This is a genomic window from Streptomyces sp. NPDC058371 (genome assembly GCF_042723265.1).
Lineage (GTDB): Bacteria > Actinomycetota > Actinomycetes > Streptomycetales > Streptomycetaceae > Streptomyces.
On the sequence record NZ_JBHXJC010000005.1, the window covers coordinates 126,437 to 142,298 of the forward strand.

The following is a 15,862-nucleotide window of genomic DNA, read 5'->3' on the forward strand; positions in this document are numbered from 1 at the left end:
GGAGGCCCGGTTCCCAGCCGTCGTCAGCCCTTGAGGGCCGCGTCCACCACCTTGTTGAAGTCGGCCACCGTCAGGAGCGGGGTGCCGTTGTTGAGCTGCTTGCCGTCCATGGCGAAGCCGGGGGTGCCGGTCACTCCCTCCTTGTTGTCGTCGAAGGTCTTCGACATGGCCATCGCCCAGGCGTCGTAGGTGCCCTTCTTGACCGCGTTCTGGAACTTCGTGTTGTCCTTCAGCGCGGAGACGGTGTTCGCGACCTTGATGAGGTAGGCGTCGTCCTTGAACTTGTCGGTCGTCTCGTCCGGGTGGTACTTCGTCGAGTACAGCGCGGTCTTGTACTCGAGGAACGCCTCGGGGCTGACGTTCAGCGCGGCACCCAGGGCGCTCAGCGCGTTCTTCGAGCCCTGGCCGCTGTCCTTGTCGTCGATGAACGTGGCGCCGATGTACTGGAACTTGAACTTGCCGTCGTCGATGTCCTTCTTCACGGTCGGACCGACGGTCTGCTCGAACTGGGCGCAGACCGGGCAGCGCGGGTCCTCGAAGACCTTGAGGGTCTTCTTGGCCGTGCTCTTGCCGATGACGACGGTGGTGCCCTTGGTGCCCGTGGTGTTGGCCGGGGCGACGACCTTGGCGTCCTTCAGGCCCTCCCAGTAGCCGGGCTTGTTGTTCTGCACGACCGCGTAGCCGACGCCGCCGGCTATCGCGAGGACGGCGACGATGGCGCCGCCCACGATGGCCTGGCGCTTGATCTTGTCGCGCTTGGCCTGGCGCTCGCGCTCGATGCGCAGCTTCTCCCGGGCCGCCGTCTTCGCCGCCTGGCTGTTCCGCTTGCTCATGTTGGTGATCTCCATGGGGGACGCGCACACGTCGTACGCGGGATACGTATGGGGGACTGCTGGTGCTCAAGGGCTGTCGCGCAGCAGCGATGGCTCAGGCGAAAGCGGCCGAGCGCGGCGGTCCACGCCGTCCCAGGGAGTGCACGAACAGCCGGGTACGGGCGGTGGCCGGCCGCGGTGCGGGGCGGACCGGCCGGCGTGCGGGAGTGAGTCGTACAGTGACCGCCGCGACCGCGAGCAGCAGCGGCCGGAAGGTGGACGCGGCCACCGCGCGCAGCAGCTGGGCCAGCGCGCGCTCGCCGCGCCGCAGCCAGGCGGCCGCGAGGAGACCGACGCAGATGTGCGCGCCCAGCAGCAGCCAGGCGGCGGCCGGGTCGGCGTGCGCGAGCAGAACCGCCGCGCGGTCGCCGTTGCCGCCGGTCACCCGGGCGAGCGGGGAGCCGACGGTGCCGCCGCACAGCACGTCGAAGCCGACCGAGCGCAGGGGACCCGCGACCGGACCGCCCGCTCTGCCGTAACAGACGTGCTGGCCTGTGGTGAACACCGTGTCGGCGGCCAGCTCCAGCGGGATCAGCAGGGCCGCGATCGGGCCGAAGCGGCGCTCACGGCCCGCCAGCGCGTAGGCGACGACGAAGACGGCACCCGCGATCGCGGCCACGGTGCTCAGTGGCAGCGGCATCCGGGACAGCAGCACGTGCGACGTCGTCGAGAGCGTCATGACGACAGCCGTGAACAGAGCCGCGCGAAGGGCTCTGAGCTGGGTCCCGGATATGTCCATAGCGCTGGAGAGTGTCCCACGGGCTCCCGTAAGAGGCCCCTAAAGGGTCCCTGTGCGTTACGGGAGCGTTGTGAGACCGCTGCCTGCGGGCGCCTACAGGCCCGGGATCCGGCCGTTGCGGAACAGGTCCACGAAGATCTGGTGGTCCGCACGCGCGCGTGCGCCGTAGTCGTGCGCGAAGTCCACCAGGAGGTCCGCGAAACCGCCCTCGTCGGCCGCGATCGCCGCGTCGATGGCCCGCTCGGTGGAGAACGGCACCAGCTCCGAGTGGCCGCTCTCGTCGTCCGCCGCCGCGTGCATGGTGGCCGTGGCCCGGCCCAGGTCGGCGACGACCGAGGCGATCTCCTCCGGGTCGTCGATGTCGCCCCAGTCGAGGTCCACCGCGTACGGCGATACCTCGGCGACCAGCTGACCCGCCCCGTCCAGCTCCGTCCAGCCCAGCCACGGGTCGGCGTGCGCCTGGAGGGCGCGCTGCGAGATCACCGTGCGGTGGCCCTCGTGCTGGAAGTAGTCGCGGATCGAGGTGTCCGTGATGTGCCGGGAGACGGCGGGGGTCTGGGCCTGCTTGATGTAGATCACCACATCGTTCTCCAGGGCGTCGCTGTTGCCCTCCAGAAGGATGTTGTACGAGGGCAGGCCCGCCGAGCCGATGCCGATGCCGCGGCGGCCCACGACGTCCTTCACCCGGTACGAGTCCGGGCGGGCCAGGGACGACTCCGGGAGCGTCTCCAGATAGCCGTCGAAGGCCGCCAGCACCTTGTACCGGGTGGCCGCGTCCAGCTCGATGGAGCCGCCGCCGGCGGCGAAGCGGCGCTCGAAGTCGCGGATCTCGGTCATCGAGTCCAGCAGCCCGAAGCGGGTCAGCGAGCGGGCGTCGCGCAGCGCGTCGAGGAGCGGGCCCTCGGCCGTGTCCAGCGTGAAGGGCGGCACCTCGTCGCTCTTGGCGCCGGTGGACAGGGCGTGGATCCGCTCGCGGTACGCGCCCGCGTAGACCTTGACCAGTTCGGTGATCTGCTCGTCGCTGAGCGCCTTCGCGTACCCGACGAGGGCCACGGAGGCCGCGAAGCGCTTGAGGTCCCAGGTGAAGGGGCCGACGTAGGCCTCGTCGAAGTCGTTCACATTGAAGATCAACCGGCCCTGGGCGTCCATGTACGTGCCGAAGTTCTCCGCGTGCAGGTCGCCGTGGATCCAGACCCGCGAGGTCCGCTCGTCCAGGTACGGGCCGCCCCGCCTGTCCTGGTCGAGGTCGTGGTAGAAGAGGCCGGCCGTGCCCCGGTAGAACGCGAAGGCGGAGGCCGCCATCTTGCGGAACTTCACGCGGAACGCGGCCGGGTCGGCGGCCAGGAGCTCGCCGAAGGCGGTGTCGAAGACGGCGAGAATCTGCTCGCCGCGTTGCTCGGCGCTGAGCTGCGGGTCCGACATCGCTGGGTGCCTCCTGGTGCAGGTGGTGCGTGACATGGGGGGAACGGGCGGGCCGTCCCCTGGGACGGGTCTTCCGTCCACTTCCAACGGACGAAGGTACGCGGGAGTGCCGCGTTCCCCGCACGAAGGTACGTGGGAGAGCCCGCGGAGTGTCAGTGCTCCGGCATAGACTTCGACGCTGTCCCCCGGACCGTCCGCAGCCGTTCGACGCCTGCCCGCCCGTCGCCCGGCCACCGCCCCTCATCGAGGCGCTCCGCGCCGCACCCGTTCAATTGGAGGCCCAAGCCGTGTCAAAGCCGCCGTTCACGCACCTGCACGTCCACACCCAGTACTCGCTGCTGGACGGTGCCGCGCGGCTCAAGGACATGTTCGACGCGTGCAACGAGATGGGCATGACCCATATCGCGATGAGCGACCACGGCAACCTCCACGGGGCGTACGACTTCTTCCACACGGCGCAGAAGGCGGGCGTCACGCCCATCATCGGCATCGAGGCGTACGTCGCCCCGGAGTCCCGGCGCAACAAGCGCAAGATCCAGTGGGGACAGCCGCACCAGAAGCGCGACGACGTGTCCGGTTCGGGTGGTTACACGCACAAGACGATCTGGGCGGCGAACCGGACGGGCCTGCACAACCTCTTCAAGCTCTCCTCGGACGCGTACGCCGAGGGCTGGCTGCAGAAGTGGCCGCGCATGGACAAGGAGACCATCTCCCAGTGGTCCGAGGGTCTCATCGCGTCCACCGGCTGCCCCTCCGGCGAGCTGCAGACCCGGCTGCGCCTCGGCCACTTCGACGAGGCCCTGAAGTCGGCAGCCGAGTACCAGGACATCTTCGGCAAGGACCGCTACTTCCTGGAGCTGATGGACCACGGCATCGAGATCGAGCGCCGGGTTCGCGACGGCCTCCTGGAGATCGGCAAGAAGCTCGGCATCCCGCCCCTGGTGACGAACGACTCGCACTACACGTACGCGCACGAGTCGGTCGCGCACGACGCCCTGCTGTGCATCCAGACCGGCAAGAACCTCTCGGACCCGGACCGCTTCCGCTTCGACGGCACCGGCTACTACCTGAAGTCCACGGACGAGATGTACGCCATCGACGCCTCGGACGCCTGGCAGGAGGGCTGCGCCAACACCCTCCTGGTCGCCGAGCAGATCGACACCTCCGGGATGTTCGAGAAGCGCGACCTGATGCCCAAGTTCGAGATCCCGGACGGCTTCACCGAGGTCACCTGGTTCCAGGAGGAGGTCCGGGTCGGCATGAACCGCCGCTACCCGGGCGGTGTTCCCGAAGACCGCCAGAAGCAGGCGGAGTACGAGATGGACGTCATCATCCAGATGGGGTTCCCGGGCTACTTCCTCGTGGTCGCCGACTTCATCATGTGGGCCAAGAAGAACGGCATCGCGGTCGGCCCCGGCCGAGGCTCCGCGGCCGGCTCGATCGTCGCGTACGCCATGGGCATCACCGACCTCGACCCGATCGAGCACGGGCTGATCTTCGAGCGGTTCCTCAACCCCGAGCGCGTCTCCATGCCCGATGTCGACATCGACTTCGACGAGCGCCGGCGCGTCGAGGTGATCAGGTACGTGACGGAGAAGTACGGCGCCGACAAGGTCGCCATGATCGGCACGTACGGAAAGATCAAGGCGAAGAACGCGATCAAGGACTCCGCGCGCGTGCTGGGCTACCCGTACGCGATGGGCGACCGCCTCACCAAGGCGATGCCGGCCGACGTCCTCGGCAAGGGCATCGATCTGAACGGCATCACCGATCCCTCGCACCCGCGTTACAGCGAGGCCGGCGAGATCCGCGGGATGTACGAGAACGAGCCGGACGTCAAGAAGGTCATCGACACCGCCAAGGGCGTCGAGGGCCTGGTCCGGCAGATGGGCGTGCACGCCGCCGGCGTGATCATGTCCAGCGAGCCCATCGTCGACCACGCCCCGATCTGGGTGCGGCACACCGACGGCGTCACGATCACGCAGTGGGACTACCCGCAGTGCGAGTCGCTCGGCCTCCTGAAGATGGACTTCCTGGGCCTGCGCAACCTGACGATCATGGACGACGCCATCAAGATGGTGAAGGCCAACAAGGGCGTCGACCTGGAGATGCTCGCCCTCCCGCTGGACGACCCCAAGACCTTCGAACTGCTCTGCCGCGGTGACACGCTCGGTGTGTTCCAGTTCGACGGCGGTCCGATGCGTTCGCTGCTGCGCCAGATGCAGCCCGACAACTTCGAGGACATTTCCGCCGTCTCGGCCCTGTACCGGCCGGGCCCGATGGGCATGAACTCGCACATCAACTACGCGGAGCGCAAGAACGGGCGCCAGGAGATCACCCCGATCCACCCGGAGCTCGAGGAGCCCCTGAAGGAGACGCTGGGCCTGACCTACGGCCTCATCGTCTACCAGGAGCAGGTGCAGAAGGCCGCGCAGATCATCGCCGGCTACTCGCTCGGCGAGGCCGACATCCTGCGCCGCGTGATGGGCAAGAAGAAGCCCGAGGAGCTGGCGAAGAACTTCACCATCTTCCAGGCCGGCGCCAAGAAGAACGGCTTCTCGGACCAGGCGATCCAGGCCCTGTGGGACGTCCTGGTCCCCTTCGCCGGCTACGCGTTCAACAAGGCGCACTCCTCCGCGTACGGACTGGTCACGTACTGGACCGCGTTCCTCAAGGCGAACTACCCGGCCGAGTACATGGCGGCGCTGCTCACCTCGGTGAAGGACGACAAGGACAAGTCGGCCGTCTACCTCAACGAGTGCCGCCGCATGGGCATCAAGGTCCTGCCGCCGAACGTCAACGAGTCCATGTCCAACTTCGCCGCCCAGGGCGACGACGTGATCCTCTTCGGCCTGTCCGCGGTGCGCAACGTCGGTACGAACGTGGTCGAGGCGATCATCCGCGGCCGCAAGGCCAAGGGGAAGTACGGCTCCTTCCCCGACTACCTCGACAAGGTCGAGGCGGTCGTCTGCAACAAGCGCACCACCGAATCGCTCATCAAGGCGGGCGCGTTCGACACGATGGGGCACACCCGCAAGGGCCTCACCGCGCAGTACGAGCCGATGATCGACAACGTGGTGCAGGTCAAGCGCAAGGAGGCCGAGGGGCAGTTCGACCTCTTCGGCGGCATGGGCGACGATGCCGCGGACGAGCCGGGCTTCGGGCTCGACGTCGAGTTCACGACCGACGAGTGGGACAAGACGTATCTGCTCGCCCAGGAGCGGGAGATGCTCGGTCTCTACGTCTCCGACCACCCGCTCTTCGGTCTGGAACACGTCCTGTCCGACAAGGCGGACGCCGGCATCTCCCAGCTCACCGGCGGTGAGCACGCGGACGGTGCGGTGGTCACCATCGGCGGCATCATCTCGGGCCTGCAGCGCAAGATGACCAAGCAGGGCAACGCCTGGGCGATCGCGACGGTGGAGGACCTCGCCGGTTCCATCGAGTGCATGTTCTTCCCGGCGACGTACCAGCTGGTGTCGACCCAACTCGTCGAGGACGCCGTGGTGTTCGTCAAGGGACGCCTCGACAAGCGCGAGGACGTGCCGCGGCTGGTCGCGATGGAGCTGATGGTCCCCGACCTGTCGAACGCGGGCACCAACGCGCCGGTGATCCTGACCATTCCGGCGATGAAGGTCACCCCGCCCATGGTCAGCAGGCTCGGTGAGATCCTCACCCACCACAAGGGCGACAGCGAGGTCCGCATCAAGCTCCAGGGCCCCGGCCGGACGACGGTGCTACGGCTCGACCGGCACCGCGTGAAGCCGGATCCCGCGCTCTTCGGCGACCTGAAGGTGCTGCTGGGACCGGCCTGCCTGGCGGGCTGACGGCCGGCGGCCGCGGAGAGTGATGTACGCGAGGGGCGCACCTGGAAAAGGTGCGTCCCTCGCGGTGTGTACCGGGGCTTCAACAGCCCGTGCGCCGACCTCAGTTGTGGCCGAAGCGCTTCTGGTGCTTACGAGCAACATCGGCAGGGCTGCCCTGGATGTGCTGGACCGGCGTGTCCTGCGCCTCGGACGCGGTGGACCGGGCGTGCTCCTGCGCCTGCTCCGACTGCGAAGAGCGGTCCTGCTGGGCACCCTGTTTACGGTTCTTGTTCTTGGCCATGGTGACTGCCTCCTGAGGGGGATCTAGGGGCCAGGGCCGGGACCAGATTCACATAGGCCGACAACTCGCGCATTTCGGAGAATTACCGTGCGTAATAAGCGCTGTCGGAGAGTGATCCGCCGATGCGCCACGCCGAAGATCGAGTTCGGGCCGTTAACCTTCGCGCCGTCGGGCAGACTCGAAGCAAGCCCGAAGCAAACCTCCCGGAAACCGGAAAGAGGGTGGACCCGTGGACCGCTGCATCGTCCTGGTGGACGCCGGGTATCTGCTCGGGGCTGCCGCCAGTCTGCTCGCCGGGGAACCCTCTCGCTCCCGGATCACCGTCGACCACGCCGCCCTGATCCAGGGGCTGCGCGAGCGCGCCGAGTCCGACACGGAACGGCCCCTGCTGCGCATCTACTGGTTCGACGGCGCCCCCGACCGCGTACCGCAGCCCGAACACCGCCGGCTGCGGGTGATGCCGCGCGTGACGGTGCGCCTCGGTGCGCTGACCCGCAGCGACGGGCGGTGGGCGCAGAAGGGCGTCGACGCCGCCATGCACGCCGAGCTCACCGAGCTGGCCCGCAACCGCGCCTGCTCCGACGTGGTCCTGGTGACCGGCGACGGGGATCTGCTGCCGGGCATGATGGCGGCCAAGGAGCACGGGGTCGCCGTACACCTGTGGGCCGTACAGGCCGCGGACGGCGACTACAACCAGTCCGAGGACCTGGTGGCCGAGGCCGACGAGCGCCGCGTGCTCGACCGGGCCTGGATCACCAAGGCCGTACGGGCCAAGGACCTCGGCGGGATCTGCGCGCCGCCGCCGGTGCCGCGGCCCGAGATCGCGGCCATCCTCTCCGCGCCGCTGCCCGAATCCGCCCTCGCCGCCGCCGAGCGCTCCGTGGAGGAGACCGAGCACGTCACGGCGTCCGACTCCCGCAACGGCGTGCAGGAACGGGTCCCCGCGCCCAAGGGCGTCCCCACCCCCAAGGACCTGGCCGCCCTGCGCGGCCCCGGCACCCAGCCCGCCCAGCACCCGGCGAGCGCCACCCTGCGCTGGTCCTCCGACAAGGGCTGGGTCGAGCGCCCCGGCGGCACCGCCGAGTCCGCGGAGGCCGCCTCGCTGCCCACACTCGCCCAGCTCACCTCGGCCGAGCAGCGCTGGGCGGACCGCGAGGAGGACATCACCACCGTCGGCGGCGACCCCTTCGAGGTGGGACAGGTCTTCGCGCGCCGCTGGATGGAGCGCCTCACCGACCAGAGCCATCTGCAGAAGCTGTCCGCCATGTATCCGCGCGTCCCGCACCGGGTGGACGGTGAACTGCTGAGATACGCGGCCAGGTTCGGGCTGCTCGCGCACAAGGACGACCAGATCGACGAGCACGACCGGTACGCGATCCGGGCCGGTTTCTGGCGCGAGATCGACGTGCGTACGGCCACGGAGCACGCGCCCGCGGGGGAGTGAGCGACGGCCCCGGAGGCATAACGGGGCATCGGACCCCGTAGTCTCGTTCCTCGTGAGTACGCGCACCGCACAGGGAGTCCGAAGGGGACACGGCGGCGATGTCGTGTGCGCGGTCCGAGGCCTGACCAAGACCTATCCGGCGGTGCGCGGACGGCGCGGCACCCCCGCGACACCCGAGGTGCGGGCCACCGACGGGGTGCGCCTCGACATCCGGCGCGGAGAGATCTTCGGCCTTCTCGGGCCGAACGGCGCGGGCAAGTCCACCCTCGTACGGCAGCTGACGGGGCTGATGCGGCCCGACAGCGGCGGCGTCGAGATCCTCGGGCACGACATCGTGCGCCACCCGGACCGGGCGGCGCGGATCCTCGCGTACCTCGGGCAGGAGTCGACCGCCCTCGACGAGCTGACCGTGTCCCTGGCCGCGGAGACGACCGGGCGGCTGCGCGGTCTCGCTCTGCGCTCGGCCCGGGCCGAGCGCGACGCGGTGCTGGACGAGCTCGGTCTCACCCCGCTGGCCGGCCGCCCCCTCAAGAAGCTGTCCGGCGGACAGCGGCGGCTGGCCTGCTTCGCCGCCGCCCTGGTCGGGGAGCGGCCGCTGCTCGTCCTCGACGAGCCGACCACCGGCATGGACCCCGTCGCCCGGCGCGCCGTCTGGGCCGCCGTCGACCGGCGCCGGGCCGAGCGCGGCACGACCGTGCTGCTGGTCACCCACAACGTCATCGAGGCGGAGACGGTCCTCGACCGCGTCGCCGTGCTCGACCAGGGCCGGGTCATCGCCTGCGACACCCCGGCCGGGCTCAAGGAACGGGTCGCCGGGGAGGTGCGGGTCGAGCTCGTCTGGCGCCAGAGCGCCCCGCTCGACGTCCCCGAGGTCGCCGCGCTGCGCGCCCGGGCCGTCGAGTCGGGCCGCCGCTGGACGCTGCGGCTCGCGCCCGAGGAGGCCCGCGCGGCCGTCGCCACGGTCACCGGAGGCGCCGCCTTCGCGGCCCTGGACGACTTCACGCTGGCCACGCCGAGCCTGGAGGACGTGTATCTGGCGCTGGGCGGGGACACCCTCGGGCTGCAGGGACTGGTGAAGACGTGAGCGCGCGGGGCGTGGAATCCGTACCGGAGGCTGCCAGGAGGGGACGCGGCGCCGTGTGCGGGCGGAACCTGCGAGAAGCTGTGGGCGTTGGGAACAGGACGGCTGCCGGAGCGAAGGGGAGCAGCTCGACGTGAGTGTCGTACCCGCTGGGGTTCTGCCGGGCAGCGCGCTGCCCGTGGCCGACGATGCCGGCGCATCCCGCGATGCCGCGGAACTGGGGCCGCGCGCCCGGCTGTGGCCGGCGCTGGCCGCCGTGTACCGGGCGCAGCTCTCCCGGGCGCGGGTCGCGCGGATCCCGCTGCTGTTCGTGGCCACCTTCCAGTCCGTCGGGATCATGATCCTGATGCGGGGCGTGGTGGACGGCGGGGGCGAGGCGCGGTCCGTGGTGGCCGGGGCTTCGGTCCTGGTGGTGGCCTTCGTCGCCCTCAATCTCCTCGCGCAGTACTTCGGTCAGCTGCGGGCCGGCGGCGGGCTCGACCACTACGCGACGCTGCCGGTGCCGCCGGCCGCCGTGGTGCTCGGCGCCGCGGGCGCGTACGCCTCGTTCACCGTGCCGGGGACGCTGGCCACCGCCGTCTTCGGCTGTGTGCTCTTCGGGCTGCCGATGGCGCATCTGTGGGTGCTCCTCGCGGTGATCCCGCTCGCCGGGGCCGCGCTCGCGGGACTCGGGGCGGCCCTCGGCCTGCTCGCGCCCCGGCCTGAACTCGCCACGCTGCTCGGCCAGTTGGGGATGTCCGCGGCGCTCCTGCTCGGAGTGCTCCCGCCGGACCGGCTGCCGACGGTCGTCCAGTACGCGCGGGATCTGCTGCCCTCGACCTACGGCGTCGAGGCCTTCGCCCGCGCCTTCGACAGCCACCCCGACTGGGCCTTCGTCCTCGGTGACCTGGCTGTCTGCGCGGGCGTCGGGGTCGCCTCGCTGGCCGTCGCGACCTGGGCCTACCGCCGGGCGGCCGTCCGGTGACGCGGCCGGCAGCCGGGCCTGGCACGATGTCAGGGTGACCGCACCGCTTACTCCGCCGCCGCCCCCGCACCAGCAGCCCTCGCACAACGCCTGGCAGGCTCCGCCCGCCGACGGCGGCGTGGGGGTCTCCGAGTACGGGCAGGACGGCCCCGGGATGAAGACCGAAGTGCGGGAGGCCGCCGTGATCACGGTGGCGGTGGCACTCGGCGGGGTGCTGCTCGGGCTGCTGTGGTGGTGGCTGGCGCCGCATGTGCCGCTGGTCGGGGATCTCGTCGACAAGAAGTGGGTCGTCTACTTCAAGGACAGCGAGGGCGAGCAGGCCATCGGGGTCGACGGAACGTTCACTCTGCTCGCGCTCGCGTTCGGGGCGGTCAGCGCGCTGGCCGTGTTCCTGCTGCGGCGACGCGGCGGTGTGCCGCTGGTCGTGGCGCTCGCGGTGGGCGGGCTGCTCGGGTCCCTGCTCGCCTGGCGGGTGGGTGTCTGGCTGGGGCCCACGCAGGACGTGATCGCGCATGCCAAGGCCGTGGGCAAGGGGGTGACCTTCTCCGCGCCGCTGAAGCTGGGGGCGAAGGGGGCGTTGCTGGCCTGGTCCTTGGCAGCGCTGGTGGTTCACCTGGGGTTGACGGCCCTGTTCGGGCCGCGGGATCCCGAGCCGTATCCGAGCCCGTATGCCGCGTCGCCGCCGGTGCCTCCGGCCGGGTAGCGGTTCGTTGGGGCGGGCCTGGGTTTTTTCTCGCCGCCTCCGCCCCTGCCCGTCCCATCCCTGGGGGCTCCGCCCCCAGACCCCCGCTTCGGCCTGAACGGCCTCGTCCTCAAACGCCGGACGGGCTGAAATTGCCTACGCCGGGCGCCTTCCGTGGTTGGAGCGGCCCTTTCTGGTGCGCCATTTGCGCTTTCGGGTTCTCTTCGACATGTCTCTCGTACTTAACCGAGGACGGGGCGTACGTCGAGGGGTCACGCACGGGCGACGGGGGCGCAGACGGCTTCCGTGAGGTGGGTGAGGTCGGTGGGGGAGAGCTCGACCTCCAGGCCGCGGCGGCCCGCCGAGACGCAGATCGTGGGGTGGGCGGCGGCCGAGGCGTCCAGGACCGTGGGGAGCTTCTTGCGCTGGCCCAGGGGGGAGATGCCGCCGCGGACGTATCCGGTGGTGCGCTCGGCCGCCGCCGGGTCCGCCATGGCCGCGCGCTTGCCGCCCACCGCAGTGGCCAGGGCCTTCAGGTCGAGCGAGCCGGCGACGGGGACGACGGCGACCACGAGTGAGCCGTCCACGTCGGCCACCAGGGTCTTGAAGACCCGGTCGGGGGAGACGCCCATCGCCTCGGCCGCCTCCTCGCCGTAGGACGGGTGCGCGGGATCGTGCTCGTACGCGTGCACGGTGTACGGGACGCCCGCGGCCGTCAGGGCGACCGTCGCCGGGGTGCCACCGGGCTGCTGCTTCTTCGTCTTCTTCGCCATCGCCTTCTCGGGTACGGGAGATGCGTCAGTTGAGACTCGTCGGGCCGCGCGTCAGCTCGGACGCCGGCAGCGACGGAAGATTGCGGATGATCGCCGTCTCCGCACGCAGCATGGTCAGCTCCTCGCGCAGCCGGGCGGCGGTGTCCGGGGCCTGGAGCAGCCGCTGCTTCGCCGGGATGTCGTGCATCATGGCGGCCGCGACGAGATACGAGACGACGGCCGGCTCGTCCGGCAGCTCGGCCCCGGTCGACAGCGACCGCTCCCGGGCACCGGCCAGCCGCTTCTGGTACTGGCGGAAGGCCCGCAGGACGCCTTCGGCGAGCGCCCCGGCCTCCTCGCCGGGCTCCTCGGGCAGCTCCTCCAGCTCGGCCGTCAGAAACGGGCCGGACGCGTCCACGGAGAGCAGCCGGACGCGGGTCGTCCCGGTGGCCAGCACCTCGAAACTGCCGTCGGCGCGCTCCCGGATGGTCGCCGCGTCAGCGATGCAGCCCACCTCGTGGAAGGCCTGGGCCGGGTCGTCGCCGAAGCCGGCGGCGGGACCCCGTGCCAGCACCGCCGTCGGGTCCGGCATACCGGGCGCGCTGGGCGCGACCTCGTGGCCGTCGCGGATGGCGACGACGGCGAACTGGCGGGGCTCGTCCTCGGGGGTCTTGAGCAGATCGCGCATCATGGCGCGATAGCGCTCCTCGAAAATGTTCAGAGGAAGCACGAGCCCCGGGAAAAGCACCGAGTTCAGCGGGAAGAGCGGGAGCCGGACGGTGGTCACGACGGGAAAGCCTAATGGTCGCCGGAGGCGGAACGTCCGCCCCGCTCGTTCTGCGGGTGCCCGAAGCGGCCCTCGGACGGTCCCAAGCGGCCCTCGGAAGGTCCGAAGCGGCCCGCGTGCGGCCCGGAATGCCCCCCGGACGGCCCGGGATGCCGCTCGGACGGCCGCGGCGCTCGCGCGACGGACCCCAGCGGCCTCCCGGCCGCGACCTCCAGCCGTATCCCGTCCCGCAGCTCCAGGAACTGCCCGAGCGGGTCGTCCGAGACCCGGTCCCAGGGGAACGACGTGGCGTAGGGGCCGGTCCGCCGCAGCTGTTCCAGGGCGTCCTCCCAGCGTTCGAGCCTGACCAGTACGTAGGTCAGGAGGTTGCGGACCTCGGCGGGCCAGGGATCGGCGGCCGCGTAGGTCGCGGAGACGGCGATCGCCAGGTCGGCCGCCGCGTCGAGACGTTCGCGCCCCACCGCGGGTCCGCCGCCCTCGGTCAGATACGCGAAGGCGGCGCGCACCGGCAGGGCCTGGACCAGGGAACCGGGCAGGGCGTCCTGCGCGGCCCGCTCGGCGAAGTCGAAGCACTCGCGGTGCGAGCCGTACCAGGCCGCCGACAGGTACTGCAGGGCGGCCGCATGGCAGCCGTAGTGGTGCGGGGAACGGCGTACGGCCTCGCCCCAGAGCTGCTCGAACTCGGTGTGCCCGGCGTTGGTGCCGCGGGCGTGGTCGAGCGCGATCCGCCAGGGCACCGGGTCGCGCTGGTCGCCCTCGGCGGCCGCGGTGATCAGCGGGCCGACCTGGCGCAGCAGCTCGACGCGGGCGGGGGACTCCCAGCCGCGGCGCACCGCCAGCTCGGCCTTGACCAGCAGGGCGTCCGGGTCGTGCGGCGCCGCGTCCTGCCACTCCCGCAGCCACTCGTCGCGGGAGCGGGCGAAGGTGGCCAGGCGCATCGCGTAGCGGTCGCGGTTCTCCCACTCGGCGGCCTCGCGGGTGGTGGCGAGGAGCTTCGCGGCGGGCGCGTAGTCGCCACCACCGGCCGCGACGAGCGCGGGCGCCAGACGCTCGTCGGGCGCGTCGAGGAGTACCTCGTCGTCGGCGGGCAGTCCGACCGCGAGACGCGGAGCGTTCCTGGTCATCCGGGCCGTACGGATGATCGCGCGCAGCAGTGCCATGGTGGAGACCATTGAAAACCGCAGGTCGGGACCGAGCCAGGGGGTTGCGGTGAAGCTTTCGTAACCGTCAATTGGTTGTGCGCGAGATAGTCAAGGAACAGCAAAAAGAATGGGTGCGGTGCACCTCGCGCCGCAGCGGAGAGCGGCCGGCCTCCGCGGACCGGGAGCGGTTCAGCTCCTGCGCAGCAGCCGGGTCGCGCCCGCCGCCACCGTCGTGGCCAGGATCCAGCCGAGGAGGATGACCACCACGGCCAGCCACTGCCAACCGCCGCGCAGCTGCCAGTAGCCCACCTGACCGAGGTCGATGACGGGCAGCAGCAGGTCCAGGGCGAACAGCGAGGCGTTCCACGGCGGATGCTCCTCGCCCTTGAGCGGGAGATGGCTCGCGTGGGCGAAGGCGAACGAGGTGGCCGCCCACAGCACCGCCATCCATACGGCGGCCCGGCCGGGCCGGTACCCGTAGGCCACCGTCCAGTCCTGCGCGTACCCCCACAGCTTGCCCGCGAGCGGCAGCGTCTCGCGGCGGCGGCGCTGCTTGGCCAGCAGCACCTCGCGCGCGTCCTCGTCCTCGCCGGAGTTGCGCAGCACGGCCGCCAGGCGTTCGTACGGTTCCGGGTTGTACTCGGCGGTCGCCGCGGCGACCCACTCCAGCCGTCGGGCCAGCGGGAACGCCCCCTGCGGAACGAGGCTCTCGTAGCCGAAGCCGCCCATGTGGAGGCTGCCCGGGCCCGGCCAGCTGGCCGCCCGGTCGACCAGGGTGACGATCCGCGCGCCGGACAGGACCACCTTCCCGCGCTCCGGTCTCTCCCCGAGGAAACGCAGCTCGGGCGTCTGCACCCGGCGCAGGGACAGCTCCTGGTCGTCCTCGAAGGTGAAACGGGCCTGCTCGAAGTCGAGCGCGTCACCGAACCGTCCGTCGTCCAGACGGATCCCGCCCTGGCACACGAACCGCTGCACCCGCGTTCCGTGCGCCGGGGTGGTGCCTCCGGTCTGCAGCGGATTGCCGAGGCCGGCGGGGGTCAGATACAGCGTGCGCTCGACGGTCAGCTGAGGGGCGTTCAGCGCGAGGCGGCCGTAGGGGTTGGTGAGCCGGCTGCCGCGCAGGCTCAGCGAGACGCCGACCTGGGCTCCGCGCAGACTCAGCTCGCCGTGCGACTCCAGCATCTCGGCCTGGAGGTCCTGGCCCACGGTCATGCCGTCGCCGGTGATGGACCGCATACGCCGGTCCCGGTAGACGACGGCCTGGTTGAGCAGCAGATCCGTACCGATGTGTGCGTCGGTGAGGCGGACCCCGTTGTGGAAGCGGCAGCGCGGCAGATGCAGATCGCCCTCGGTGTGCAGCCGGGCCGCCTCGAGCCGCGGCACCGAGCAGTCCACCAGGCGTACGGTCGTGAACCGGGCCTCCGGCAGCAGGACCTCCTTCTCGAACCGGCAGCCCTTCAGCTCGACGTACGGCTCGATCGTGCCGCCCGCCAGGTCGAGGACGTCCCTGATCTGCACGCCGGTCAGCTTCAGTGAGGCGACCCGGCCGTCCAGGGCGGGCGGTCCGGCCAGCAGCAGCCAGGCCACGATCCGCGCCCGGACACTGCGCTCGGGGCCCCAGGGGTGGCCCCCGTGCGGGTCGTCCACGACGGTGTCCCCGCTGCGCAGGTCGTACACGCTGCCGTTGCGGAAGGCCTGCCACATGCCGGCCTCGGCGGCGGTCAGCTCGTCCGGCAGGTCCCCGTTCCGGATGCCGGCACCCTCGGTCACGGCAATTCCCTTCCACCCCAGCTACTCGCGGGTTCGTACAACCGTTCAATGCCCGCTCTGTGACGGGCGGAACGCTAGCGGTGAAGGGGATCTTCCGGGT

13 protein-coding genes are annotated in these 15,862 nt (G+C 70.9%); 5 read left to right on the top strand and 8 right to left on the bottom strand.

Annotation, left to right across the window (positions count from 1 at the left end; translation table 11 throughout):
* Positions 1-23 precede the first annotated feature (23 nt).
* From ACFWM2_RS17850 to ACFWM2_RS17860, 3 genes are all read right to left on the bottom strand, one after another.
* On the bottom strand, positions 24-833 hold the full coding sequence (locus ACFWM2_RS17850; RefSeq protein ID WP_383280110.1) for a thioredoxin domain-containing protein: 810 nt from the start codon (positions 831-833) through the stop codon (positions 24-26).
* A 94-nt stretch (positions 834-927) separates the two neighbouring features.
* Positions 928-1,611, bottom strand: coding sequence for a hypothetical protein (locus ACFWM2_RS17855; RefSeq protein WP_383280112.1), 684 nt, complete (start codon positions 1,609-1,611; stop codon positions 928-930).
* Between the two features lie 93 nt (positions 1,612-1,704).
* The gene (locus ACFWM2_RS17860; RefSeq protein WP_383280115.1) at positions 1,705-3,033 is read right to left on the bottom strand and encodes a DUF2252 domain-containing protein; all 1,329 of its coding nucleotides are present in this window, start codon (positions 3,031-3,033) and stop codon (positions 1,705-1,707) included.
* Positions 3,034-3,320: 287 nt separating this feature from the next.
* On the opposite strand from ACFWM2_RS17860, the gene dnaE reads away from it, so the two are divergent.
* Entirely contained in the window at positions 3,321-6,860 is a 3,540-nt protein-coding gene (gene dnaE, locus ACFWM2_RS17865; protein ID WP_383280117.1) for a DNA polymerase III subunit alpha, read from the top strand.
* A 100-nt stretch (positions 6,861-6,960) separates the two neighbouring features.
* On the opposite strand, the gene ACFWM2_RS17870 is transcribed toward dnaE, so the two are convergent.
* Positions 6,961-7,140 (bottom strand): hypothetical protein, encoded by a 180-nt coding sequence (locus tag ACFWM2_RS17870; protein ID WP_383280119.1) that lies wholly within the window; start codon positions 7,138-7,140, stop codon positions 6,961-6,963.
* A 229-nt stretch (positions 7,141-7,369) separates the two neighbouring features.
* Here ACFWM2_RS17870 and ACFWM2_RS17875 point away from each other — a divergent pair, with 229 nt between their 5' ends.
* The 4 genes from ACFWM2_RS17875 to ACFWM2_RS17890 all read left to right on the top strand — a co-directional run bounded on the left by ACFWM2_RS17875 (position 7,370) and on the right by ACFWM2_RS17890 (position 11,332).
* On the top strand, positions 7,370-8,584 hold the full coding sequence (locus tag ACFWM2_RS17875) for an NYN domain-containing protein (protein WP_383280122.1): 1,215 nt from the start codon (positions 7,370-7,372) through the stop codon (positions 8,582-8,584).
* Between the two features lie 52 nt (positions 8,585-8,636).
* A complete protein-coding gene (locus tag ACFWM2_RS17880) occupies positions 8,637-9,668 on the top strand; it encodes an ABC transporter ATP-binding protein (RefSeq protein ID WP_383280124.1) in 1,032 nt (343 codons plus the stop codon).
* Between the two features lie 130 nt (positions 9,669-9,798).
* Positions 9,799-10,629, top strand: coding sequence for an ABC transporter permease (locus tag ACFWM2_RS17885; protein ID WP_383280127.1), 831 nt, complete (start codon positions 9,799-9,801; stop codon positions 10,627-10,629).
* Between the two features lie 34 nt (positions 10,630-10,663).
* Positions 10,664-11,332: an AAA family ATPase gene (locus tag ACFWM2_RS17890; protein ID WP_383280129.1), complete on the top strand. Its 669-nt coding sequence runs from the start codon at positions 10,664-10,666 to the stop codon at positions 11,330-11,332.
* A 251-nt stretch (positions 11,333-11,583) separates the two neighbouring features.
* Here the strand turns inward: ACFWM2_RS17890 and ybaK are convergent, their stop codons facing one another.
* The 4 genes from ybaK to ACFWM2_RS17910 form a co-directional block, all read right to left on the bottom strand.
* Positions 11,584-12,084: a Cys-tRNA(Pro) deacylase gene (gene ybaK, locus ACFWM2_RS17895; protein ID WP_383280132.1), complete on the bottom strand. Its 501-nt coding sequence runs from the start codon at positions 12,082-12,084 to the stop codon at positions 11,584-11,586.
* A gap of 25 nt (positions 12,085-12,109) precedes the next feature.
* Positions 12,110-12,850 carry an LON peptidase substrate-binding domain-containing protein gene (locus ACFWM2_RS17900; protein ID WP_383280135.1) on the bottom strand — a complete coding sequence of 247 codons (741 nt, stop codon included), beginning with the start codon at positions 12,848-12,850 and terminating at the stop codon, positions 12,110-12,112.
* Positions 12,851-12,861: 11 nt separating this feature from the next.
* On the bottom strand, positions 12,862-14,022 hold the full coding sequence (locus tag ACFWM2_RS17905; protein WP_383280138.1) for a hypothetical protein: 1,161 nt from the start codon (positions 14,020-14,022) through the stop codon (positions 12,862-12,864).
* Between the two features lie 159 nt (positions 14,023-14,181).
* A complete protein-coding gene (locus tag ACFWM2_RS17910; RefSeq protein WP_383280140.1) occupies positions 14,182-15,762 on the bottom strand; it encodes an oxidoreductase in 1,581 nt (526 codons plus the stop codon).
* Positions 15,763-15,862 lie beyond the last annotated feature (100 nt).

Bases quoted from the DNA above. Each gene is read 5' to 3' on its own strand.
- ACFWM2_RS17850 (WP_383280110.1), bottom strand. From the start codon at position 833: ATGAGCAAGCGGAACAGCCAGGCGGCGAAGACGGCGGCCCGGGAGAAG.
- ACFWM2_RS17855 (WP_383280112.1), bottom strand. From the start codon at position 1,611: ATGGACATATCCGGGACCCAGCTCAGAGCCCTTCGCGCGGCTCTGTTC.
- ACFWM2_RS17860 (WP_383280115.1), bottom strand. From the start codon at position 3,033: ATGTCGGACCCGCAGCTCAGCGCCGAGCAACGCGGCGAGCAGATTCTC.
- ACFWM2_RS17870 (WP_383280119.1), bottom strand. From the start codon at position 7,140: ATGGCCAAGAACAAGAACCGTAAACAGGGTGCCCAGCAGGACCGCTCT.
- ybaK (WP_383280132.1), bottom strand. From the start codon at position 12,084: ATGGCGAAGAAGACGAAGAAGCAGCAGCCCGGTGGCACCCCGGCGACG.
- ACFWM2_RS17905 (WP_383280138.1), bottom strand. From the start codon at position 14,022: ATGGTCTCCACCATGGCACTGCTGCGCGCGATCATCCGTACGGCCCGG.